This is a genomic window from Clostridium sp., from assembly GCF_047718555.1.
GTDB lineage: Bacteria > Bacillota > Clostridia > Clostridiales > Clostridiaceae > Clostridium_I.
Genome location: NZ_JBDNRK010000045.1, coordinates 1 through 24,649, shown reverse-complemented (window position 1 = coordinate 24,649; position 24,649 = coordinate 1). Strand labels below are relative to the sequence as shown.

General features: G+C 29.1%; 22 protein-coding genes. 2 read left to right on the top strand and 20 right to left on the bottom strand.

Features of this window, described 5'->3' with window-relative positions; translation table 11 throughout:
* Positions 1–13: 13 nt before the first annotated feature.
* Together ABF633_RS15510 and ABF633_RS15505 are read right to left on the bottom strand one after the other, a co-directional pair.
* A complete protein-coding gene (locus ABF633_RS15510; protein ID WP_415524798.1) occupies positions 14–667 on the bottom strand; it encodes a DUF488 family protein in 654 nt (217 codons plus the stop codon).
* A gap of 44 nt (positions 668–711) precedes the next feature.
* A complete protein-coding gene (locus ABF633_RS15505) occupies positions 712–1,266 on the bottom strand; it encodes a type 1 glutamine amidotransferase domain-containing protein (protein ID WP_415524797.1) in 555 nt (184 codons plus the stop codon).
* A gap of 1,010 nt (positions 1,267–2,276) precedes the next feature.
* Between ABF633_RS15505 and ABF633_RS15500 the strand changes: the two genes are divergently transcribed.
* Complete coding sequence (locus tag ABF633_RS15500; RefSeq protein ID WP_415524796.1) at positions 2,277–2,921, top strand: DUF4397 domain-containing protein; 645 nt, start codon at positions 2,277–2,279, stop codon at positions 2,919–2,921.
* Positions 2,922–3,044: 123 nt separating this feature from the next.
* Positions 3,045–4,511, top strand: coding sequence for a glutamate--tRNA ligase (gltX, locus tag ABF633_RS15495; RefSeq protein WP_415524807.1), 1,467 nt, complete (start codon positions 3,045–3,047; stop codon positions 4,509–4,511).
* A gap of 144 nt (positions 4,512–4,655) precedes the next feature.
* Here gltX and ABF633_RS15490 read toward each other — a convergent pair whose 3' ends face one another.
* The 18 genes from ABF633_RS15490 to ABF633_RS15405 all read right to left on the bottom strand — a co-directional run bounded on the left by ABF633_RS15490 (position 4,656) and on the right by ABF633_RS15405 (position 24,522).
* Positions 4,656–6,053, bottom strand: a complete 1,398-nt coding sequence (locus tag ABF633_RS15490; protein WP_415524795.1) for an FAD-binding oxidoreductase — start codon at positions 6,051–6,053, stop codon at positions 4,656–4,658.
* Position 6,054: 1 nt separating this feature from the next.
* Entirely contained in the window at positions 6,055–7,254 is a 1,200-nt protein-coding gene (locus tag ABF633_RS15485) for an FAD-binding protein (RefSeq protein ID WP_415524794.1), read from the bottom strand.
* A gap of 128 nt (positions 7,255–7,382) precedes the next feature.
* The gene (locus ABF633_RS15480; RefSeq protein WP_415524793.1) at positions 7,383–8,171 is read right to left on the bottom strand and encodes an electron transfer flavoprotein subunit beta/FixA family protein; all 789 of its coding nucleotides are present in this window, start codon (positions 8,169–8,171) and stop codon (positions 7,383–7,385) included.
* Between the two features lie 369 nt (positions 8,172–8,540).
* Positions 8,541–9,251, bottom strand: a complete 711-nt coding sequence (locus ABF633_RS15475; protein ID WP_415524792.1) for a FadR/GntR family transcriptional regulator — start codon at positions 9,249–9,251, stop codon at positions 8,541–8,543.
* Positions 9,252–9,591: 340 nt separating this feature from the next.
* The gene (locus ABF633_RS15470; RefSeq protein WP_415524791.1) at positions 9,592–10,347 is read right to left on the bottom strand and encodes a prepilin peptidase; all 756 of its coding nucleotides are present in this window, start codon (positions 10,345–10,347) and stop codon (positions 9,592–9,594) included.
* A gap of 134 nt (positions 10,348–10,481) precedes the next feature.
* Complete coding sequence (locus ABF633_RS15465; protein ID WP_415524790.1) at positions 10,482–11,033, bottom strand: type II secretion system protein; 552 nt, start codon at positions 11,031–11,033, stop codon at positions 10,482–10,484.
* Between the two features lie 133 nt (positions 11,034–11,166).
* Complete coding sequence (locus tag ABF633_RS15460) at positions 11,167–12,099, bottom strand: Rpn family recombination-promoting nuclease/putative transposase (RefSeq protein ID WP_415524789.1); 933 nt, start codon at positions 12,097–12,099, stop codon at positions 11,167–11,169.
* Between the two features lie 375 nt (positions 12,100–12,474).
* Positions 12,475–13,131 carry a ribonuclease H-like domain-containing protein gene (locus ABF633_RS15455; protein WP_415524788.1) on the bottom strand — a complete coding sequence of 219 codons (657 nt, stop codon included), beginning with the start codon at positions 13,129–13,131 and terminating at the stop codon, positions 12,475–12,477.
* Positions 13,132–13,428: 297 nt separating this feature from the next.
* On the bottom strand, positions 13,429–14,250 hold the full coding sequence (locus tag ABF633_RS15450; protein WP_415524787.1) for a hypothetical protein: 822 nt from the start codon (positions 14,248–14,250) through the stop codon (positions 13,429–13,431).
* Between the two features lie 19 nt (positions 14,251–14,269).
* Positions 14,270–15,709, bottom strand: a complete 1,440-nt coding sequence (gene pilM, locus ABF633_RS15445) for a pilus assembly protein PilM (protein WP_415524786.1) — start codon at positions 15,707–15,709, stop codon at positions 14,270–14,272.
* A 13-nt stretch (positions 15,710–15,722) separates the two neighbouring features.
* Entirely contained in the window at positions 15,723–16,919 is a 1,197-nt protein-coding gene (locus ABF633_RS15440; protein WP_415524785.1) for a type II secretion system F family protein, read from the bottom strand.
* 21 nt (positions 16,920–16,940) lie between these two features.
* Complete coding sequence (locus ABF633_RS15435) at positions 16,941–18,614, bottom strand: GspE/PulE family protein (RefSeq protein ID WP_415524784.1); 1,674 nt, start codon at positions 18,612–18,614, stop codon at positions 16,941–16,943.
* Positions 18,615–18,670: 56 nt separating this feature from the next.
* Positions 18,671–19,171 carry a prepilin-type N-terminal cleavage/methylation domain-containing protein gene (locus tag ABF633_RS15430; protein WP_415524783.1) on the bottom strand — a complete coding sequence of 167 codons (501 nt, stop codon included), beginning with the start codon at positions 19,169–19,171 and terminating at the stop codon, positions 18,671–18,673.
* A 169-nt stretch (positions 19,172–19,340) separates the two neighbouring features.
* A complete protein-coding gene (locus tag ABF633_RS15425) occupies positions 19,341–19,814 on the bottom strand; it encodes a hypothetical protein (RefSeq protein ID WP_415524782.1) in 474 nt (157 codons plus the stop codon).
* Between the two features lie 11 nt (positions 19,815–19,825).
* Positions 19,826–20,332, bottom strand: coding sequence for a type II secretion system protein J (locus ABF633_RS15420; protein ID WP_415524781.1), 507 nt, complete (start codon positions 20,330–20,332; stop codon positions 19,826–19,828).
* Between the two features lie 9 nt (positions 20,333–20,341).
* Positions 20,342–20,719 carry a type IV pilus modification PilV family protein gene (locus ABF633_RS15415; protein WP_415524780.1) on the bottom strand — a complete coding sequence of 126 codons (378 nt, stop codon included), beginning with the start codon at positions 20,717–20,719 and terminating at the stop codon, positions 20,342–20,344.
* Positions 20,720–20,757: 38 nt separating this feature from the next.
* Complete coding sequence (locus ABF633_RS15410; protein WP_415524779.1) at positions 20,758–22,551, bottom strand: type II secretion system protein; 1,794 nt, start codon at positions 22,549–22,551, stop codon at positions 20,758–20,760.
* Positions 22,552–23,001: 450 nt separating this feature from the next.
* On the bottom strand, positions 23,002–24,522 hold the full coding sequence (locus tag ABF633_RS15405) for a hypothetical protein (protein WP_415524778.1): 1,521 nt from the start codon (positions 24,520–24,522) through the stop codon (positions 23,002–23,004).
* Positions 24,523–24,649: the final 127 nt, after the last annotated feature.

Below are 24,649 nucleotides of genomic sequence, written 5' to 3'. Positions count from 1 at the left end.
TCACCTCTTCACCTTAGTTATTTTTAGATACCTTATAATTAATATCTTTACCTCTCATTTTGTATGCCTCTTCTATCATTTCAACTTTAAAGTCCTCTTCATTCATGTCTAAATCCACTTGGTTCATTATGCTGTTAATGGAAAACTGGGCTACTTTTTTAATAAGCTTTATTCTATACATTTCCATCAGTTCTTCTTCAATATCACTTTGAGATTTCACAAAATTTTTATCTACTATATGCTTAAGAATGATATTCTTCTTTTTCAAATCATAACCTATTAAAATAGCTCTGTGGCAATTTAAAGGCTCTTTTTCAGCGCACATAATTGCTATATTATAGCCTTTATTCATACCATCAATTAACCTTGTAATTCCCATTTTATAGCTGTTATTTTTTCTTATAGCCTCATAGCATATTATACCCTGTTCATCAATACATTCTTCATTTCTTGCTCCTAATTCTTTTCCCATGTATATATAATATATTCCTTGCTTATTCAGTACTTTTTTAATGTTATCACTATTATAAACTATTGTCTTCTCACTTTTACTATAGGGCACAGATCTTACATCTACCACACAATTAATTTCATAATCCAGCAATAGTCTCATAAAATCATCTATTTTTCTATTAGAATAACCTATACTATAACATAAATTTTTCATAAGATATAAAAGCCTAATTTTACCTTTCTTAAAGAATACTAATTTTATTTTTTCACAACTTCATCAGTTGAGGAGCTTTCTCCATTTAAATAGTCTAAGATACTACTCATAAACTGTGGTAGATTCCCAGGTATCTTGGCACTGACAATGTTTCTATCTACAAAATTACCTTCACAAGTGTAATCTCCACCTGCATTTATTACGTCATCAATTATAGAATCCACACAAGTCAATTTATACCCCTGTATAACATTTGCAGATACAAGCACTGATGCACCATGACATATGCACCCAATAACCTTATTACTTTTCGCAAGGTCCTTTATAATACCTTTCACATAGATATTTGTTCTCAATCTATCTGGTGCCCATCCTCCAGGAACTATAATTCCATCGTACTCTTTTGAATTTATAGTATTGGCATTTTCATCTATATCAATAGTGTAGCCATGCTTTCCTGTATAGCTATCCTTATTTCCTGTTCCTACAACTGTAACTCTTATTCCTTCTTCTCTTAATCTTAATAATGGATACAAAAGCTCAATATCCTCAAATTCATCTTCTGCCAGTAATATAATGCTCTTATCACTTATTTCCATTTTAACACTCCTCTTAGTATATTATAAGCCTTTCAATAAATTGCAAACATTAAAAAATTTTCATCTATTCAGTAATTGCATTTTTCGGCTTATTCTAATCCAAAGATAACAATTTCACGGCTCTAAATTAAAAATTTGAAAAAGTTTTTTAAAAAACTTTATCTTTAGATACAAGAATTTTATCTATATTACTAGTTTATCCGTAATCAACACCAAGTATCAACAACTTTTTTAATTTTTTTTATTTTTATTGTATAAAATATCTTTATCGGGGTATCATAAATATCGTAAAGAGGATTTAAAATTATTGTGCAAAGAGTATATTATGATCTCCATTGAAGAGGTTGTAATGTATTCGACTTAAGGTATATAAGTGGTGTGAAAATGCTATTTATGTGCCGGCGGAAGATTATTATAGGTGGTGTAGAGCTATTTATGTGCCGCAAGGTATATATGTGGTTTGTAATTATGTATAATAGTCGAGCTGAGACTGTATAAGTTGCCGAATTACTTTTTATAACCTTTAAATGGTAAAAAAAGTGTAAGGTTATATAAGGTCAAAAGATCTTATATAGTTTTGAAGGTATTTTATATAATCGAGCCAAGATTTATATGGGTTTTAAAATGCTCTTTAATAGTCGAAAGATTATTATTGGGTGTGTAGAGATGTATATAGGTTGTAACGAAGATAATTTTAAGTTCAATTACACATAGAGGAAAGAGTGATTTTCTTAATACAAATACGTATTGGAAATTACTCTTTCTTTTTTTATTATGTAATCCTATATTCGGCAAATAGCCCTTGTAAACATTCATATTACTAAATTTGCTTGTAAGAAAATTTTTAATAGAAAGTCACGTAATATCAATAATTTGGTGGGTTACTTGCCAAACTGAATATACTATTATTGGCCTTCTAAAATCAAATTATCTTTAAGAAATTTGATTATCATAAAAAAATTTCTCGCATATAATATTAAAGTGTAAAAATATGTGAAAGGTGAATTTATATGGCTTTTAATCCTTATGAAAATTATTTTAGACATACAACCCCTATTTCCTATGTAAGAGCACTGCATGCTAGTCCTAACTCTCCAGCTGTGGATATCTATCTAAATGACACTAAACTAGTTGAAAATCTTTCTTATGAAGAGTTTACAGAATATTTATCCGTTACACCTGGTAATTATACTGTAAAGGTATATCCAGCAGGTAATACTAATAATTTAATACTTAGCAAAAATGTTACTATTCCACCAAACTCTATTTCTACTACAGCTATAGTAGGAATACTTCCAAATATAAGCCTAGTAACTTCTGCAGAACCAAAAGGTCCTACAATCCCTGGTAAGCTTTTTCTTAGATTTGGAAATCTGTCACCTAATTCACCGAATTTGAATTTAACCCTTGCAAATGGAACAGTTATTTTCAGAAATGTAGCCTTTAAAAGTGTAACAGATTATGCATCCCTTGTTCCTGGAATTTATCATTTCCAATTAAGAGATGCCAGCACAAACAAGGTTCTATTAGATGCACCTAATATAAGACTTAGAGGAAATAGATTCTACAGCATATATGCAGTAGGTCTTATAGGAGGCAATCCGCCGCTTAGGATACTAATACCGCTGGACGGAAATTCATACTTAAAGTTTTAAAAGTATTGACACTATTTTTCTATTATATTATTATAAGTATATCTAGTAATGCCTTTCGTTCTTTGAGGATGAGAGGCTTTAATTATGTTAGGAATAAATTTAAATTTCATAGGAGTGAGTAAAATGGCTGCAAAAGAAGTTAGAACCAGATTTGCACCAAGCCCAACAGGGTATATGCATATTGGTAATCTTAGAACCGCACTATATACTTATTTGATTGCAAAGCATGAAGGTGGTAAATTCATACTGAGAATTGAAGATACAGATCAAGAACGTTTTGTTGAAGGTGCTGTAGATATTATATATAAAACTTTGGCATTTACTGGTCTTGTACATGATGAAGGTCCTGATATAGGCGGTCCTGTAGGTCCTTATGTACAAAGCGAAAGAAGAGGCTTGTATTTGGATTATGCTAAAAAATTAGTTGAAAAAGGCGAGGCTTATTACTGTTTCTGCTCTAAGGAAAGATTAGATATATTAAAGATAAACTCAGAAGCTTTAAAAAGACCTTTTAAATATGATAAGCACTGTATGCATCTTTCAAAAGAAGAAGTACAGGAGAAATTATCTCAGGGAATTCCATATGTTATAAGACAAAATAATCCTACTACAGGAACTACTACCTTTGATGACGTTATATATGGAAAAATCTCTGTGGATAATTCTGAACTGGATGATATGATTCTTATTAAATCTGACGGATATCCTACATATAACTTTGCAAATGTTGTAGATGATCATCTTATGGGAATAACTCATGTAGTAAGAGGAAATGAATACCTTTCTTCTGCTCCTAAATATAACAGACTCTATGAGGCCTTTGGATGGGATGTACCTGTTTACGTTCACTGTCCTCCAATAATGAAGGATATTCATAGTAAACTTAGTAAGAGAAACGGAGACGCTTCCTTTGAAGATTTAGTTAATAAGGGTTATTTAAAGGATGCTATTGTAAACTATATAACACTTCTCGGTTGGAATCCTGAAGGTGAAAATGAAATATTCAATCTTGAGGAATTAGTAAAGATTTTTGATTATAAAACCATCAATAAATCACCAGCAATATTTGATCCTGTAAAACTTAGATGGATGAATGGTGAGTATATAAGACGAATGTCATCAGAAGAATTCCACGCTCTTGCACTACCTTATTATAAGGAAGTTATAACTAAAGATAGCTTAGACCTTGTAAAAATAAGTGAGCTTTTACATACAAGAGTAGAGGTTATGAATGAAATACCTGAGATGGTAGATTTCTTTAATGAACTTCCTGACTATGACATAGAAATCTATACTCATAAAAAAATGAAGACTAATACAGAAAATTCATTGGTAAGTCTTACTAAATCCCTTCCTATACTTGAAGCTTTAGATCAATGGGATGTGAATAGCATCCATGATTCCATGATGCAGCTTGCTAAGGATATGGAAGTTAAAAATGGAATAGTTTTATGGCCACTAAGAACTGCCCTTTCCGGTAAAAAATTTACTCCAGGCGGAGCTTTTGAAATAGCCGATATAATAGGAAAAGAAGAATCTATAAAGAGAATTAAAGTAGGTATAGAGAAATTAAAAGCTGCTTTAGCTTAAATATGTAATAAAAAACAGTTTAGTACTAATTCATATTAGCACTAAACTGTTTTTTTATTGTGCAAATCTTTATAAATAGCACGTTTTATTGAAAAAGTATCAACTAACTGAAAAATCCAAAAAAATTTTCCAAGTTAATATATTTTATTCACATACCTTCCCTGGATTTAAAATATTTTCTGGATCAAAGGCTGTCTTTATCCCTCTCATTACAGACATATATTCCTCACCATATTGTTTGAATATATATCTTCTCTTAGCATAACCAATGCCATGTTCCCCAGATACCAATCCTTTAAGTTCAATTGCCTTGTTATACATAGCATCAAAGACTTCAAGAAGTTTATTTTTCCATAAATCCTTTGATAAATCATCTCTAAGTATATAAACATGTAGATTTCCATCTCCAGCATGGCCAAAGCTTCTTATTCTTACATTAAATTCATTTTGAAGTTCATCTGTATAATTGATAAATTCTGCAACCTTATTTCTTGGAACTACTACATCACATTCATCCATTTCTGTAGTAGATGCCTTAACTGCCTCTAAGAAAGATCCTCTAGCTGACCATACAGCTTCTTTTCTCTCATCTGTATCAACTATGAATACATCAAAGGCCCCTTCTTCAATACATATCTTTGCCACCTTATCATAGGCTTCTTCTATTTCTTCCTTACTGTTGCCATCAAAGGTTAAAAGCAAATATGCATCTGAAGAATTATCAGGGAATTTTTTGCCAAGGAATTTTTCTGCTGATAATATTACTTCTCTTTGCATAAATTCTATGGCTGTAGGTACAGCTTTAGACTTTATTATTTTAGGTACCGTTCCTATAGCTTTATTTAAGTCAGGGAAAGGCACAAGTAAGCTTATGGCTTTTTTAGGTAATGGTAATAGTCTAAGTACTGCTTTTGTTATTATACCTAAAGTTCCCTCTGAGCCTACCAATAAATCTTTTAAACTATATCCCGAACTATTTTTAACTACTTTACCACCAAGTTCAAGCACTTTACCATTAGGAAGAACTACTTCAAGCCCCCTTACATAATCCCTTGTAACGCCGTACTTAACAGCTCTCATTCCCCCTGCATTTGTGCTTATGTTTCCGCCAATTGTAGCAGATTTTTCTCCTGGATCTGGTGGATAAAATAAATCGTGTTCCTCTACGTATTTACTTATCTCCATTAAGAGAACTCCTGGCTCCACAGTAAGAGTAAGATTTTCCTCATCTAATTCAAGTATTTTATTCATGCCTGTAAGGTTAATCATTATTCCACCCTCTAAAGGTACTGAAGATCCTACAAGTCCTGTACCAGACCCCCTAGCTACCACTGGAATATCATTTTTATATGCATACTCCATTATTTTTGAAACCTCTTCTGTAGTAAGTACATTTAAAAGTAGGTCTGGCATATTACTTACTCCGCCTAATTCATCATGACTAAAGTCCTCACTTATATCCTCCTTGGTAAAGGTTCTGTTTTCGCCTACAATGGATTTTAAATATTCTACATCCTTTGAATCAATAACTTTATAAGACATATTATAGCGCCTCCTTATAGTTCTTTACGTCCTTAATCAGTTCTGGAAGAATTTCATACAAATCTCCTACTATACCATAATTGGCAACATTAAATATTGGTGCATTAGGATCCTCATTAACTGCAAAAACATATTCTGATCCATCCATACCAGCAGTAAATTGTACTGCACCAGATATTCCAAAGGTTATAATAAGTTTTGGCTTAACAGTTCTTCCACTTAAACCTATCTGCCTTCTTGCATCTCCCCAGCCTGCTTCTATTAATGGTCTTGTGAAGGCCACTCTAGCTTCAAGCAGTTCTGCCAATTCATTTATCTTTTCAATATCTTTCTCTGATTTAATGCCTCTGCCTATGGCAATTATAGTATCAGCATCAGAGATATTATCCTCAACCTCTTTCTTTTTTACCTCTAATACTCTAATTCCTGAGCTAAATTTTTTTCTATCTATATTGCATGAGGTTATGTTACCGGTCTTCTCCTCACTTCTTTCTGGAGCATTCATCACCTTATATCTTACTGTAGCCATTTGAGGTCTATGATTAGGATTAATTATTTGGGCCATTATATTTCCACCAAAGGCAGGTCTTATCTGTACCAAATCAGTATTTTCTTTCATCTCAAGTATTGTACAGTCTGCCGTAAGTCCAGTTTTAAACCTTGCTGCTATTCTTGGTGCCAAAGATCTTCCAACAGTTGTAGCTCCAACCAGTATAGTTGAAGGTTTTACTTTATTTATAAAATCCTCTGCAGCGGCTGTATAAGGTTCTATTCTAAAATCTTCAAGTTCTTCATAGTCGTAAACAAATACCTCATCTACTCCATAATGTAAAAGTTCTTCTGCCTTAGTCAAAATGTTATGTCCTATAAATACAGCATATACTGGATGATTTATCTTCTCAGCTAACTCCTTAGCTTTTCCAATTAATTCAAAGGTTACAGGATGTATGTTTCCCTCTACGTGATCCACATAAACTGCTACGCCTCTCCATAGGCTTTTGTCTATGCTTTCAACCTTATCCTCTATGAATTCTACAACTCCCTCAGGGCCCTTTCTAACGCAGAGCTTACACATTTTACAGCCTGCATTCATTTCAATTTTTCCGTTCTTTTCTTCTATTGCTCCAAAGGGACATATTTTAATTAAATCCTTTACAATTTCAGGTGTCAATTTTTCTTCATGTACAAATAACTTTCCCATAATAATCTCCTTCCATGAGTTCCATGCAAACTTACATTTATGCATAGAAAAATCCAAACATACTAATAGTATAAATCTATATTTTGAACCTTTATTTAATTAAACAGTTAAATTCAAACATTTTCTGTCTATACGAATTTTAATTCTTTAAGTTTATCAGCAATTTGTCTGCCAACTTCCTCTCCAGTACCTTCAAATTTTTCTCTCTTAATATCATGTACTGGTGGAAAAATCCTTTCTACCTGAGTTGGAGAGCCATTTAAGCCGTATCTATTTTCATTTTGATCCTCAAAATTTTTAAGACTTATTACCTTTATCTCTTTATCCTTAGTTTCAATTTTTTTCTTATAGGAAGGAAGCCTAGGCTGATTGATATCCTTTTCAACTGTAAGTAAACAAGGATACTGTACTTCTACCTTTTCAATTGTATTTGGCATATCCATTGTAACTACTATTGAATGCTCTTTAAGCTCTATTATATCGATTACATTGGCTATATGTGGTATACCTAAATATTCAGCCATTTCAGGTCCAACCTGTGCTGTATCTCCATCAGTAGTCTGTTTTCCGCATAATATAAGGTCATAAGCCGCCATTTTTCTTACACCTTGAGATATAGTGTAGGCAGTAGCTAAAACATCTGCTCCTGCAAATTTTCTATCTGAAATTAATGCTCCCTCATCTGCTCCCATCATGTAAGCTTCTTTTATTACATCCATAGCTTGAGGTGGTCCCATACTTATTACTTTAACACTTCCACCCTTTTTTTCTTTAATACTAAGAGCCGCCTCTAAAGCATATAAATCATAAGGGTTCATCTTTGTATCTATTCCGTCTCTTTTTAACACTCCAGTTACTGGGTCAACCTCTACCTTTGATGTACCTGGAACTTGTTTAATGCAAACTAAAATGTCCATTAATATTACCTCCAACACATATTTTATTGGTAAGATGGTATTACCATTATCAATAATTTTTTTGGAAGAACAACTTTGTTCTTCCATATTTATATAATAACACATGTTTTTTCATAATTCCATAATAGTTATTTCTTTAACAAAGTTTTTTATATTAGAAAAATATTTCATTTCTATCTATATATTGTAATAAATTATCTTCATTAATAAAATATATATTTTATTATAAATCTCCAATTTCATAATTAAACATTTTTTTAACTACAAGGCTTTTTAATTTTATATCTTAAAGCACAAATTTATATACCAAGTTCATTATCTATATTATTGCTTAAATATACAATTTAATTGCAAGCTACATACATAGAATTAAGAATAAATATTATCCATCAGTATTAAATGTTCTTTTATACAGTCAAGATGCTTTCTCATAGCTTTAACTGCCGCTTCTGAATCTCTATAAATTAATGCCTGCAATATATCCTCATGCTGCTCTACCAAAAGTTCTCTGGCCTTAGACTCATTCACTATAACCATTCTTGCATTGACTATAAAAGCATCCATTAAAGAAGAAACAGATCTCAATATATTATTTATCAAAAAATTTCCAGAACATTCAGCTATTTTATAGTGAAAATTCTTATCAGAAATACTCCTCTCCAATTCATCCTTTGAGTTCTTGAGTTTATCTATAAATCCTTGCAGCACCTCTATATCTTTATCCTTTATATTTTTTGCTGCAAGAGAAGCCGTTTCCGTTTCAATCATAACTCTTACCTGATGTATTTCTAGAGTACTGCTTTTTTGCAGCATAAACATTACTGATAGAGGTTCAAAGAGACTGTTTTCAAAATTATCCCTTATAAAATTACCCTCACCCTGTCTGCTTTCAACTAAACCTATAATTTCCAATGCCCTGAGTGCCTCTCTTATAGAGGTTCTACTTACCCCTAATTTATCTACAAGCTCTCTCTCTGAGGGAAGCTTATCTCCTTTTTTAAGTATTCCTTTGGCTATCATATCTTTTATCTGTATAATAACCTGTTCATAAACCTTTGTATTCTTTATAGGACTAAACATATCATCCTGATTTATATATAATATTAAATAGACTTATCTAATCAACACTATTACATTATGGACTGAATAATGCAGCAGTAAACATAATGTATCTGCTTACCAAGCTCAATCAGGATTTTTCACCTTCCTTTCAATTTTTATATTCTATATAGTATTCTAAGATTTTTATGTATTACTAATTGTTATAATAGTACCTCCATTTAAAGCTGCACACAATAAAACTTTTACTTACAATAATACATAATATACTTACACCAGATCCCTTATAAATCTTAAAATTACATTCACATCTGACTTTTTAACTACTCCTATCCTAGATATTCTACCACTAACTTACACATTAAAACATAGATATATAATAATTTATAATATATTGTCCAAAAAACAAAGTTAACAGGCTGGATATAGCTATAAAAGGACCAAAGGGAATGTAATCCTTTCTGTTCTTTATTTTTGACAAAATTAAAGCTATTCCCACTGCTCCTCCAATAATAAAGGACAAAAAAAGCATTACTATGGAAAGCTTAAGTCCTAAAAATAATCCACACATAAGACATATCTCTGCATCTCCCCAGCCCATGCCCTTTGTCAATAGAATAATTAGAGCTATAAAACCTCCAGCTGCTATACCCCCTAATATAAATTCCATAACATTTAAATTTAAAAAATAACCCACTATAATGAATCCTATTCCAAATATAATACCTGTTATGGTAGTACTAAAATATACATCTGTAGTATCAAAATCGATCATTCCAATTACAATAAGCAGTGACACTAAGACAATGAATTTAATAGTAAAAAAAGTTAATCCATACCTTGCATACACCAAATAAAATAGAGCGGCAGTTATAATTTCTACAGAAGGATATCTTAAAGATATCTTTTCCCCGCAATATCTGCATTTTCCCTTAAGAAAAATATAGCTTATTACAGGTATAAGATCATAACCCTTAATTTTATTATTGCAGCTTGTACAATGTGATGGTGGAAAAGCTATGGATTCTCCTCTTGGTATCCTATAGATACATACGTTAAAAAAGCTTCCAAGAAGTAATCCTAAAATAATAATATATATTCCCATTAAAATATTCACGCATTTATCTTCCTTATCTTCAAATATCTTTAATAAAAAATCTCCTACCATATTATAGTAAGAGATTTTTATGCATTGTTCAAGTATTTATTTTATAATCACTTTACGTGAAAAATTATTGGAGAATACAATTATTATCCATCACTGCCATCAGGTTCACCATTTTCACCAGTTTCATTGGTATTATTGGTATTATTGGTATTATTGGTTCCACCATTTTCATTGCTATTAATGGTGATAGTTGATGATTTTCCATCTAATTTATCAATGGAAAATTCTCCTGATGCTACTTTAGTTAAACTTTCTACAGTTTTAGCTTCATTAGCTCCATTAAGACAATTTGGAATCTTTGTGCTGTCCAAAATCTCTTCATCAATGAGTTTAGTGATTCCAGCAACATAAGTAATCTTCCCTGAATAATCTGTTGATTTATCTCCTATTTGATCATCACTGGAGCCTTTATCTGAATTATAAGCCTCTATAGCACTTATTATAGTTTTAGCACTGGTTTGAATATTAGATTTTTCCGCTTTTTTTCTGTAGCCTAAAACATTAGGTACAAGTATTGCTCCCAGAATTGCTAGAATTGCAATGACAGCTATGACCTCAATAAGGGTAAAACCTTTCTTTTTTGTTTTAACTTTAATATTTTTTGTTGTTAAATCCTTCGATTTTAAATTTTCCATCCTCATCTCTTCTCCTTCATATATTTTGTATTTTATACCTTGATTATGGACAGAAATTTAAAATATATACCAATTTGAGGATAAAATTTTTACCATGACATATTTTCTAAGGAATTAAATTTTACTAATAATATTATAGCAAGTATTTTTCTAAATCTTTTAAATTATCTAAGTCTAAAATGCTCTCAATAATTATATTTAGCTTTTCATTATTTGCCTCTTTTATTTTCTCTTCAACACTTTTATCTACACTCTGAAATTTTTTTGTGAGAAGTTTTAAAACTCTATCTATATTCTTCAATCTAGCTTGTTCTTTTTCCCTTTGTATTCCTTCTTGTATTCCTCTTTCTCTTCCCTTCATTTCAGCAGTTTTTAATCCAGCCTTATAATCTCTCATAGCCTTTAAATCATTTTCATATATTTCTCGTTCTTCACTATCTAGATACATAATATCAAGTTTTTTTATGGCTTTCTCTACTTCCTTATCTACTGCCAATTCCTCTGGTATTTTATTCACATCTATTTCGTAAGCTCTATTTAAAAAAGCTACCCATCTGTCTAAAGTACTGCTTAAACTCTTATAATCCTTTTTAAATTTATTTAATTCTATGAAGTGCATTTGAAATATATTTGAAAACTCTTTTTTACTTTTTTCATTATATACTTTGTATACATTATGAAAATCTTCTTCATCAATATAATTAAAATCCAGTATATTTATAGCTATAGTTTTTCTTAATACTTCAAAATCTTCTCCACTTTCTATTTGATCTGAATATACTTTAGCCCAATAGTAGAAGGCCCTTTTATCATAAAAGCTCTGTTCCGCCAGTTGCATTTCTATATCATACCATACTCCCTTTGTGTCTACCGCCTTTATATCAAGTATGGTCATTTTACCTTTTCTATAACTTGCTATGTTATATGGATTTTTTAATTCTATGTCAAAAATTTGCTCATTTTTTGATAATACCGAATTTATAAAAGATATCAATATGTCTTTATTTTCAGGACTTGCAAACAATTTTTTGAAGGCAAAATCCACTTTTGGATTTAATCTACACATTATTTCATCACTCCTTTTCCGAAAATAAATATTCCTAGTAAAAAAACATTTTATCCCATGACTAGTCGCTGTAATACTCCATAGAGATAACATCGACACGTCCCTAGTTAATTCATCTTAACTATATTATATCTAATTCTATTATAAACTTCATCATCTATTTAAAACATTAATTAAAGCATTCCTACACTCTTTAAATTTTTACCCTATTGATATTTGCCATAACAAAAAAAGACAGCTATTTCTAACTATCCTTATATATGTTTTAAAGTTTTATAAGACTTTAAAACATATAGTAAATCATTCTAATTTATTGCTCTAATCTTATTAATAACTATTTCATAATCCTCTACCTTTTCAGTTATGTTAAGATTTTCATTCCTCATGTACTATATATTTCTTCCAATTAGTCAATATATAGAAAAGACTTACTACATCCTGTTCATTATAAAGAAGTATTTTATCTTTCTTATCCTCAGGCATTCTTGAAAAATAATCCTTGTCCTTTACAATTTTACTTATAGTCTTTGCAAGATTAGAACCACTTATGACTGCACTTTCTCTCTCTATTTCAAAGATTTTTTCTAAATTTTTAAGTCCAATTCCCTCTTTTTTCTCTTTTTCATACTGTTTTTGTAAATCTATATGAATAAATTCTGAATCTATATCAAAATCTATATTTCTTTCTTTGAATAAATACCTCAATACTGTAAAATCATTATTTCCAGAGAAAGTGACTATATATTTCTTTTCATAACTGTTTTTATATTTTATAAAATATTCTTCTATCATAGAAATAATTTCTTCAGAATCTTTTTTATCCTCTATCATATATTGAGTTACAAATAATGCTCTTTTATCATCATCATAATAGGCGCAGCCAAATACTCCTATGCATATAGGCTTTTTATATACATAGTGCTCCAAATCAAAAAACAGAGCATTTTTATATAATTCATTCTTATCTTCAAGGCTCAGTACTAAACTCTTATCAATTTCTTCAACCTTTATGGTATTATTTCTTATAATCACGATATATCACTCTTTCTAAAACGAAAACTTACGCTGTTCATTATTATTTCTATTATTATTATATCCTAATATAGAACTAATACAAATAGCGTAATAAAAAAGATTTATAAATGACATTTATAAATCTTTTTTAACCATAGATATATAACCCTATATTTTTGCGTGTACTTATAGGAATTTTACTAAGCTTTGCTTACTTAATAAGTGTAGATATTCGAGAACACTTCAATATAACAATAAAAGAATAGTTATTTCTAAATTAACATTTAATATTTTAACTTTTTATTTATAATAAAATTACTTAATCATATTAGCGATACTGTTAAAGCCATTCTTTCCATCATAAAAATTGTATTGATTATCTGTTTTGGAATTAACATCTGGCAATATATATTGATAAAATACTATTTCTGCACTCATTTCATTTGAATCAATAGTATTATTATTTATTTGAGTAGTTGAAAATGGAACTACTGGAACTTGGCTTTGAATGGCTTCGATATCCACACTTACAACAGTTAATCTCAAGGAAGTTATAGTAGATAAATTTCTTAAAAAGTTATCCACTTTATCCTTATTTCCTTTTACTTTTAGTGCTATTTTAATTCTAGTAATAACCCCAGCCTTTACATTTAATGATGAACTTGCTGTATTATTAGAATTACTTGATTGCTGTGAACTATTATCTGAATTCCCTTTAGCTAATCCAGAAGTATTTGATTGTCCACTATTGATTTGAGAATTGTTAGATTTTTGATTGTTAGAATTAGTCTGTATAGAATTATCTACAGCAAAATTTACCGAATCACCTTTTATTCCATATTTTTTACAAGCTGTATAAAAATCATATACAAGCTGAGGTGTATTCGCATCTTTAACAGTAAGATTATCCAGTTCAGCAATTTTTTCTTTCATCTGTTCATTATCTTTTTTCATCTTATCCAGTATACTTTTTTTTTGATAGCTATCAGACAACTTTTTTTCATTTTGTTCGTATATTTTTTTTTCATCTTCAACTTTATTTAATTGCGGAAGCATAAATAATTGATATAATGCATAATTTACACCAACAAAAATAATTATTATAAGTATTAAAATTTCTTTTTTATTTTTATCCATATTCATCTTTTATCCTAATTTATTTTTTAATTTTCAAATTATACACTGCACTACTAACTGTATCATCTAATTTTACATCTGAAATATCAACTTTTTCAAATATATTCATTTTATTAATAGAAATAACTGTTTTAGCTACATCCAATGTACTATTGTTTATATTTACAGTTATGCTTACATCACCTGTATTTTTAATAATAATTGATTGTACACTAACATTAGAAGGCAACCCCTTTCTAAATGCATCCAATATGGCTATGTAATCAAATTGGTCACCTTTTATAATATCAAGCATTTTTGCTTTATCGCTAAGACTTTTGTTTTCACTTTCAACCATTTTAATCTGATTATCTAAATTAGATAATTTACTAATTTCATTATTTTTACTAAATGCAGTATACTTATCTATATTATTACTTATATTAAAATACAAACAAAATGTCCAAATAAAAGTTATAAGAAGCAATCCTGTTATAACTGAAGCAAAAATCTTAATCACATTTTTTTCTGTTTTATTTTTAGATTTATGTCCGGAAAGGTCAATGTATTTATTATATATTGATTTTTTCTCAGCACATAGCCCAACAACTTCTGCATACTTATATGCATTTTTATCTTTCCTAATCATATTCAATAACAATAAATCTTCTAATAGGAATACTGAATAACCTCCTGTATTCTCTATTATTGTATCATATAATTTTTTATTTTTTGACAATTCCCCTATTACGTAAATGCTATCAAGTAAATTTCCAAAATGCCTTGAGGCATAAAAATTTAAAAAATAAGTTATATTTTCTATTATTTCATCAAATCCGCTACCATCATCGGTATTTATATGTGTTGATAATACAGAATAAACAAAAATTTCTCCATTATCAATAATTGTAATATTAGTTTTAAAAACATCTATATCTAAAACCATATAATTTTTATTTACATTGTTAAATACATTATTTAAAAGATCTGGATAAATACTAATTCTGTCAACTTCAAGTCCACACCCTTCTATAAAATTATTTATCTCTTCAATCTTTTCTCTTGGAACCGCTGCTATCAATACAGTAAATTTCACTTTTTTATCTTCTGTTTTTGACCTTATGATCCTATAATCAAATAAGAATTCATCTATATTTACAGTAAAATATTCCGAAATATTATTATTTATGTATTTATCTAAATCTAGTTTTTTTAACTGTGGTATTTCAATAATTCTTGTTATGATTTCTTCTAAAGACAGAATAAGTTCAATTTTCTTATTTTTTATATGAAATTTATTAACAATGTTCCTTATTCCTTTAATATTAATATCATTATCTATTGATTTATAATTCTGCGGCTCATAATTTAAATAATATGTGAATTCCCTATCATTTGGTATATTTATACTCCTAAAAAATTTATTCATAAAGGATATTTTAATTTTTCTATCATTCATACTAAAAACTAGCTTGCTCATATAATCCCCCCCTTTACTTCATATTGCTTGTCATTTGCATAATAGGAAGCATCATAGCTAATATAAGTATTCCAACAAATATTCCAACAAAGAGCGTAAATAATGGTTCTATAAGTGCCATAACTCTAGAAATACTGTTATCTACCCTTTTTCCATATATATCGGATAATTTAAGCATAGTTTCCTCTAATTTACCAGATTCCTCACCTACTTTAATCATCTGCGTAACTAAAGGTTCAAATATATTTTCATTTTTTATAGAATCTGATACACTATTTCCATTGATCATTTGCAATTTAACATTATCAAACTTTTCTGAATAGTATTCATTATCCATAATAAGCTTTATATTGTCTATTATATTAAGTATTGGAACAGCTGACTTTAAAAATATAGCCATAGTCCAGGTAAACCTGGAGGTAATTATATTTTTTTTAATAGCATTGAGAATAGGTATTTTTATTGATATTTTATCAATAATATACTTAACCCTTTTTATAGTTGTAATGTATTTTAATCCAATTATAAAAACAATAACTAAAGCTATTATAAGTATTATATTGTGGTTGAAAAAATTCATAAAACCTAATAATACTTTAGTTATTAATGGTAAATTCTTTTCATCAGTAAATAGATCTTTTAACTCACCAAATATAAATGTATTAAAAAATATAAGCATTGCCATAGATACGAAAAGAAGAACAGTTGGATACATTGATGCACTTTTTATTTTATTTTTAATTGCAGCTTCCTTTTCATAAAAAGTTTCCATATTAAAAAGCATTATATCTATATTACCACTTTGCTCACCGGCATCTACCATATTTGTGACAAGCTTTGGAAAGTAGTTTGTATCAGCCATAGCTTTAGCAAGTGGTTTACCCCTTTTTACACTAAACCCAATATCAGATATAACTTTTTTTATTTTCTTTTTTTCAGCCTGCTGCTCTAGCATTTCTAAACCGCCTATTATATTAACTCCAGAATTAACCATTATAGCTAATTGTCCACAAAAATTTGAAAGTTCCTCATCTTTTAATTTTATTTTAAGAAAATCAATATTTAAAACATCTCTACTCCTCTTCACATCAATTATAGAAAAGCCCTGTGATTTAAGGTTTTGTTTTACAGAATCTATGTCCTCTTCCTCCATAGAACCCTTTATAATATCAAAGTCTTTATTAAAAACTTTATAATCATATTTTTGCATTATAATTACCTCTATCTATAATCAATATCCATAAGTTACTCTTAACATTTCTTCTACAGTAGTAATCCCCCTTAGTACCTTATTAACACATGATTGTCTAAGCTGAACCATACCATCTTCAATTGCTTTTTTCTCTATTTCAATCTCAGAGCATTTCATATCAATCATATTTCTTAACTCATTTGTAATTTCTATTATCTCATAAATACCCTCTCTGCCTTTATATCCTGTATTATTGCATAGTCCGCAGCCTTCACCTTTTTTTATAACCTGAGGCCTATTAATTCCTAATATCTTCATTTCCCTTTCATCCGTAGTATGCTCTCTTCCACAGACAGGACATACTTTTCTAACAAGTCTCTGTGCAATAACCCCCGATAAAGTAGATGACAACAAAAATGGTGCTATTTCCATATCCTCCAATCTAGTTATAGTACCTACAGCATTATTTGTATGAATAGTAGAGAGAACTAAATGTCCAGTTAATGCTGCTCTAGTTGATATTTCTGCCGTTTCACTATCTCTTATTTCTCCAACCATTATAATATCAGGATCCTGCCTCAATATACTTCTTAAACCACTTGCAAAAGTTAATCCTATTCTTGTATTTACCTGCATTTGATTTATTCCTTTAAAACCATACTCTACAGGATCTTCCAGCGTTACTATGTTCTTTGATGAATCATTTAAAATATTTAGTACAGAATATAATGTAGTAGTTTTACCACTACCTGTTGGTCCGCAAACGAGAATAATACCATAAGGCTTTGAAATAATCCTTGTTATCTTTTCTATTTCACCTTCAGTCAATCCAAGATTTTGAAGGTCACATTCAAAATTACTTTTATCTAAAATTCTCATAACTATTTTTTCTCCCCACACTGTAGGGGATGTTGCTATTCTAAGATCTATATCTTTTCCCTTAGCTGTATAATTAATCCTACCATCCTGAGGAATTCTTTTCTCTGCTATATTTAAATTTGCCATTATTTTGACTCTACTCAATACTGGTTCAAGCATTCCTATATCAACCTTCATCATTTCTCTTAACACTCCATCAATCCTGAACCTAACTCTCATATAATCTTCGCTGGGTTCAATATGAATATCTGAAGCATTGTTTAGAATTGAATTTTCTATAATGGTGTTTAAAAACTTTATAATAGGGGCTGCACTCTCATCCTCCATAAGTTCTGCATTATTATCCTTTGCTCTAAAACCATAAACTCTTCTATAGTCCTCTGCAGCCTCTTTAGCTTTATTTTGTCCATAGTACTTGTCTATATTATTTAAAATCTCATCTCTTAATGCTATTGCAGGTTTTACAACATATCCAGTGGAAATTTTTATTTCTTCAATTGCATAATAATTGAGAGGATCACTCATAACTACTAGAAGTTGTCCATTAATTATATCAACGGGAATGACCTCATTTTTTCTAGCAATACCTTCTGGTATAACCTCTATTATATCTTGTTTTATGTTTATATTGTTTAAATTTATTGACTGAATACCTAGCTGCCCCTTAACAGCCTCTACTATTTGTTCATTTGTAGTAAATCCTTCTGTTACTAAAACCTCTCCAAGCTTTTTCCCCAATTTTTTTTGAAGGTCTAAAGCTACGTTAAGAGAATCCTCTGTAATAACACCAGAATCAACTAATATTTCTCCTAATCTCTTTTTAACTTTAGCCATATGTATTTCTCCTTTAAAAAAATATGGATGTTTAGAAACATCCATATTGTAATTATTTATTTTATAACTGTATAGTTGACAATTTGTTTGTCACTATTGACTCCAAAAACAACATATCCGTTATTATATACATAAACAAATACTGTTCCCTCACTATTACTTTGTGTTGTAGATGTTATATCCTGAGTTGTTGGTGCAGCACTTGCTGTTTTATTTGATACAACAATTGCATAACTTACATTCGTATTCGTAATATCGTAACCTGTATTAGTATTAATAGTACCTACTTTTGTAAGAGGATTAATGATATTATTATCACCAGCAAATTTAGTTGTTATTTGTGTTAACATCTCTGAATCACTTAAATAAGAATTATCTGCAGCCTTAGTTTCTACAAATGCCCTTACAGTATTTACGTTAGTAGTAACACCTGTATCTTTTGCACTCGTCTTTAAGATCCCAGCCTTAGGAATTAAAACAATAGCTAAAATTGCAATGATTGCAAGAACAATCATAAGTTCAATAAGTGTAAAACCTTTTTTCTTAAATCTCTTCATTTAATTTCTCCTTTTCGATATTACAATTTTTTCCATATTTTTTATTATCTTAGTTTAACTTCATTATATAATTTCCGTGTTAAGTGTACAAGCACTTTTATAAAAACCTAAGTAGAATTTTTTTCACCTTCTTTAGTACATAATTATACTTATTCAATACACAACTTTTTTAGTCTTTGTATACAGTTTTCTTAGTTATATAATAAGATGTGCCACTGCCAAGAGATACCTCTGCAACTATAATATAGTCTTGTGAACCATAGCTTCCATGAGAATATATTGTATATGTTTTAGAGTTATTGTCAAACTTCTTTACTTCAACATCATAAGCTGACATATTGTCTGCATAAAGCCCTCCAATATTATAAAGATTAGTTATTTTTGTTCCAATAGGTACTGCATTATGATTGTTAATATAATATATAAAATCATATACTCCTGTTTCAGCACTATAATAAGCTTTAGTACTATCAATTACATCATCAGCCTGCTTATTATTCTTAATACTTGCATCTAGAATAAATGCTGCCATAATAAATGTTAACATCATAACAATAATAACGATTAACAATGCTGATCCTTTTTGGATATTAATTTTTTTATTATAATTCTTTTTTAAAATAAGATAGCAAAAATTTTTCATGATAAAATCACCTATCTTGTTATATTAATGGCAGTTGATCTTGTACTATTTATATCGCCATTATTTATTGAAATCTTTATTATCAGCATTAAATCCTTCCCATCATCATAATTACCCTCATATTCCCATTTTTCATTAACATCATCATATTGAACTGCATTAATTTCGACTTCTATATTATTATATATAGTATTTACATACTTACCTTCACTATCTTTATAATTTAAACTTAAAACTTTGCTATTTTTATTGTAATCTATTATAGGGTGAGAGCCATTTATTGAAAATACTTGTGTCATATATCCTAATTTATCTGGTTTTTGAATATTATTATTTCTTATTACATCGGTTATCATATTTAAATCTTTATTTGCATCAGTTTGATTATCAATACTATTATAAAATCTAAAAGTTTGTTTTATTTCCCCCCAAAAAGTTTGATATAGATACAAAGAAAATATAGTGAATATAGCAAGGGTTATCATAACCTCTACTAGTGTAAATCCTTTTCTTTTCATAATACCACCTTAATTTTTATAAAAATGGGACATTAATACCACTTCATTATCCTTATCAGTAATATCTTTCCGTACTCTTACCGTTACCTCTAAAAGCTTTTGAGATGATTGGTCAATATTTTTAGATTGAACTATAACATAATAACCATCAATCTGTTCATAGTGATCATTCTGATAATTATCATCTACATAGTTTCCAACATTTGCTGTAGTAGTTTTAAACTTTTCTAATTGTTTTTGTGCCTCCATCATCATATTCTGTTTATCAATTTGAGCATTGATATTCTTATTTGCTGCAATGTTCAGCTTCATTACACAAACAGCTAAGATTAAAAATACTGCGATTGCCATCATAACTTCAATATAGGTAAATCCATTTTTTTTCATTTTAAATCCCTGCTTTTACTTGTAATTCTCGTAATTTGCTACTTTTTAAAACTTACAGTAGTACTTGACATAGGATTACCATCATAGCCAATTCCAAAAACTCTATAAGTAAATCCAGAGCCATCAATTTTCTGGACAATAACATCCCCTTTATAATTTTGATAATTTAAATTTGTATGATTATCACATACTATAACAGAACTTTGAGTATTAAGATTATCATTAGTAGCTAGTACTATAGCATTCCACGAAGAATTATATGGATTGACTATACTGTTATTAAACTGAGTAGCAATCAATCCTTCTAGTGTTGCAGCATCATATTTATTATCTCCATTACTATTTGATGCAGTAAAACTATTAAGATACTCTACAATAGAATTAACATTACTACTTACTACAGAATTAACACTTATTATCTTCTTATTATAATTAATACCATTATAATCTATACCATATACCTCATAACCACTACCATCACTTAACGTATCTACAATAACTGAACCCTTATAATCTGAATAACTAGCACCAACATCATTGCCTCCTACTATAAGAGCATATCCTGGGCTAAAATTACCACTAGTAGTTTCTTGTTTTTCATTCCAGCTTGGTATATATGCATTATTTATATTTAAAGTTTGCAGCTGTGAGTAAGCTAAATCCGCCATATTTTGTACATTCCCATATGTAGATTTAGATATATTATAGCCAATATAATTTATTAAAATGTTATACACCGAGTTAACATTATCGGCTAATTTTTGTGTCATTTGCGATGTTATTTCTGTGGAAAGATTAATATCAGTTTTTCCAACATTATTTCCATTTGTATCAACTCCATAAACTACATAACCAATTGGATTGTTTGTAACATAAACTATTACTGTACCATGTCTAGTAGAATAGTAGTTATCTATAGATGAATAATCACTTGGATTAGGATTAGATATTATTGAATAAGTTTTATTTGGATTAATCCAATTATTTTGATTTCCAATTTCATCAACATTAATAAAATATGGATTGACAATATGTTTAGAAGAATCACCTGGAGTAAATTTATTGTATAAATTATTATATAACGGGCCTTGGATTACATTCCACATTTGCCCATTAGGTGCTCCTGTTATTATACTAGTTATTGCAATACTTTTTATATAATTAACTACACTTGCTATATTTCCATTAATACTATCTAAAATATTGCTACCCCCACTTCCAGGAATTATTGCACTTTGAACACTAGATGGTATTGGTGGAAAGCTAATAATATAAATACTATTACTAATAATCTTTCCACTATTGTCAACTCCATATAACACATAGCCTGTCTTATATACTGTAACAACAATATCACCTACAAAACTAACCCCACTTCGAGAATTTTCTATTACTTGATCATTATTTCCTGGCAATGTATTTACGGAGTCATATCCCAAAATCACTGATGCAGAAGATGAGCTATTACTAGACACACTAGCCTGTGCATAAATAATTGAACTACTATTATTAAATGGATTAGTTACTGCATTGCTATATGAAAACTTAGAAATCATATCTGATCCTATACTATTTTTAATAGCATTTAATGCCTGTTCTGGAGTTTGAGGAGGAGTTGCATTAATGTATGCCTGATATGAAACCCCATCCCTCCCAGCTCTATTTTGAAGATAGCTTCTTACTAATGACACATTAGTGCTTACGCTATTATTTTTTGCCTCTAACTTAATTATACCTACTTTAGGTATCAAAATTACTGAAAGTATAGCTATAATTGATAAAACTATCATAATTTCTATTAGTGTAAAACCTTTTTTAACTTTATATCTCATATTGCCACCTTTAAAATATGACTAATATATAAACTTAGACTACGCTGTATATGACTTTGTAATAACCCTCTAACTCTAAATAAGTTACATAATAATAACTATTTCAGCAATAATCTATAAGTTCATTTATAATTCAACATTTACATAAATAAATTATATCACAATGAATTTTATAATTCTATTTGTTACATAGACTTAACATATATTTCTTATATTTTTTTCGCTGCCATTAAATTTTTAATCCTATATAATTAAAATACACAAAATCATTCTATACATTTTCTGAACAAAATCTACATACATCTTTTATTTTTATACTTTATTTCTACAAAATATATTTATTCTTAAGTTTAATCTATCTTTAGGATTAATCTACTTTCTATATTTTTCCATCCAATAAAAAAAAGGCCTTTCAAAGTTGAAAATTGCCTTTTTAAATACAAAAAAACATCAATGAATATTCCCTATAAAATAATCCACCTTAAAAATACAATAATTGCTGTCCTCATAGACCACAGATAAATTTTTATAGCCACTTAAAATTTCATAAATTGAATAGGATTTATTTACCAGTATGTATTTTATATTATATTTATTAATAAGATCCTGTGGATCATATAAATCTATAAAAGCATGCATAAAGTCATAGAAGGCATTTGTATCCTTATTAAAGCTAGGTAGAAATAAATCTGCTCTACTGTCTACAAAGGTTGGTATACCTCTAAAAATTAAGTACTGGCTGTCATTATAGTGACTTAAAAGATGACTGTATTTTATTTCAGGATGTTTGTTTATATAGTCAACTGCTTGTACAGGACAATCTGCAGCACTTATTTTAAATATTTTCGTTCCATTTTTAAAAAAGTCATAACAGTATAATCCATTGGGAATAATTATTGCTAATTCTATTACTATAATTATTATACTTTTTATTATTAGTGTGCCCTTAAAAAATCCAATCTTTGATTTAATATCTTCTATAATTTTATTGTGAACTATGTACCTTTCAGAAAATTCCTTTAATGCAGGCTTTATGTAAGGAGACATTATTGGCAATGCTAAAACAGGTAAAAATATTATTTGCCTTACAGCGGAAATAGCCAGTATTATGAAGCTTCCAGAAAATAGAATGTCTTTAAGCTTTACTTTACCGAAAATATATACAAATACAATAAAAATTATTATTGCCAGTGAGAACTTTAAATCATATATTTGAGTGACTTTCCATTCATTTATGTACTGCTTTTGCAAATGCATTTCATTCATTGATCTAATAGTGTATAAATATATGCCATATGTATAGGGATTTACAAATACGCCTACAAGTACAGCCACAAAATACTTATAATTCTTAAATAGAGTATAGTAGGCAAATACAATTATATATATAGGATAAACGCCACCATGAAAATTTATGCCTAAAATAACTGCAAATAAGGCAGCTATATATCTATTCTTTTCCAGCAAAATACAGGTAACAGGTATAAGTAATAAGGATACAATTATAGGTCTATAGGCAAGAGAGGACTCACTGCCAAACATAACTATGTAAGAGCCCATACAAAGGAGAGCTATCCATTTACTTTTGCTTCTTATTTCTAAAAGTTTATAAAGCATAAATGAAATCGAGGTATTCATTATTCCCATAAATATAGCTGCTGATAAAAAACCATGAATAGAGTAAATTAAATATGAGAGAACCCCAAATAGCCATTCATGGCTAGTCCATTGAAGATTCTTAGACATACCATACCAGGAAAATATATCATGATAAGGTATAGTTCTATTTTTTATAATGTATTCTCCTACTTTGATGTGCCAAAAGCCATCATTCATAATTTTAAAGCTAATACCATATATGAAGGCTATAAGGAGACAAAGCAAAAGTAAAAAATTAAATATATATTTTTCATATTTGTGTATAAATTCATTCACTATTGTAAACCACGTTTTTTTCTCTATGCTTTCCATAAATAATTTCCTTTCGCCTTAAATTTTTATATCATTGACATATCCTAAAATGGTATTTTAAATTACAATAAAAATCACATAGTTTATTATTTAAGATTGTCTTAAAATAATAAATATGATATAAATA

Coding starts and splice junctions, on each gene's coding strand:
- ABF633_RS15500 (WP_415524796.1), top strand. CDS start 2,277: ATGGCTTTTAATCCTTATGAAAATTATTTTAGACATACAACCCCTATT.
- gltX (WP_415524807.1), top strand. CDS start 3,045: ATGGCTGCAAAAGAAGTTAGAACCAGATTTGCACCAAGCCCAACAGGG.
- ABF633_RS15420 (WP_415524781.1), bottom strand. CDS start 20,332: ATGAAAAGAAAAGGATTTACACTAGTAGAGGTTATGATAACCCTTGCT.
- ABF633_RS15510 (WP_415524798.1), bottom strand. CDS start 667: ATGAAAAATTTATGTTATAGTATAGGTTATTCTAATAGAAAAATAGAT.
- ABF633_RS15430 (WP_415524783.1), bottom strand. CDS start 19,171: ATGAAGAGATTTAAGAAAAAAGGTTTTACACTTATTGAACTTATGATT.
- ABF633_RS15480 (WP_415524793.1), bottom strand. CDS start 8,171: ATGGACATTTTAGTTTGCATTAAACAAGTTCCAGGTACATCAAAGGTA.
- ABF633_RS15465 (WP_415524790.1), bottom strand. CDS start 11,033: ATGGAAAATTTAAAATCGAAGGATTTAACAACAAAAAATATTAAAGTT.
- ABF633_RS15485 (WP_415524794.1), bottom strand. CDS start 7,254: ATGGGAAAGTTATTTGTACATGAAGAAAAATTGACACCTGAAATTGTA.
- ABF633_RS15450 (WP_415524787.1), bottom strand. CDS start 14,250: ATGGATAAAAATAAAAAAGAAATTTTAATACTTATAATAATTATTTTT.
- ABF633_RS15410 (WP_415524779.1), bottom strand. CDS start 22,551: ATGAGATATAAAGTTAAAAAAGGTTTTACACTAATAGAAATTATGATA.
- ABF633_RS15505 (WP_415524797.1), bottom strand. CDS start 1,266: ATGGAAATAAGTGATAAGAGCATTATATTACTGGCAGAAGATGAATTT.
- ABF633_RS15460 (WP_415524789.1), bottom strand. CDS start 12,099: ATGTGTAGATTAAATCCAAAAGTGGATTTTGCCTTCAAAAAATTGTTT.
- ABF633_RS15405 (WP_415524778.1), bottom strand. CDS start 24,522: ATGGAAAGCATAGAGAAAAAAACGTGGTTTACAATAGTGAATGAATTT.
- ABF633_RS15415 (WP_415524780.1), bottom strand. CDS start 20,719: ATGAAAAAAAATGGATTTACCTATATTGAAGTTATGATGGCAATCGCA.
- ABF633_RS15435 (WP_415524784.1), bottom strand. CDS start 18,614: ATGGCTAAAGTTAAAAAGAGATTAGGAGAAATATTAGTTGATTCTGGT.
- ABF633_RS15475 (WP_415524792.1), bottom strand. CDS start 9,251: ATGTTTAGTCCTATAAAGAATACAAAGGTTTATGAACAGGTTATTATA.
- pilM (WP_415524786.1), bottom strand. CDS start 15,709: ATGAGCAAGCTAGTTTTTAGTATGAATGATAGAAAAATTAAAATATCC.
- ABF633_RS15425 (WP_415524782.1), bottom strand. CDS start 19,814: ATGAAAAATTTTTGCTATCTTATTTTAAAAAAGAATTATAATAAAAAA.
- ABF633_RS15440 (WP_415524785.1), bottom strand. CDS start 16,919: ATGCAAAAATATGATTATAAAGTTTTTAATAAAGACTTTGATATTATA.
- ABF633_RS15490 (WP_415524795.1), bottom strand. CDS start 6,053: ATGTCTTATAAAGTTATTGATTCAAAGGATGTAGAATATTTAAAATCC.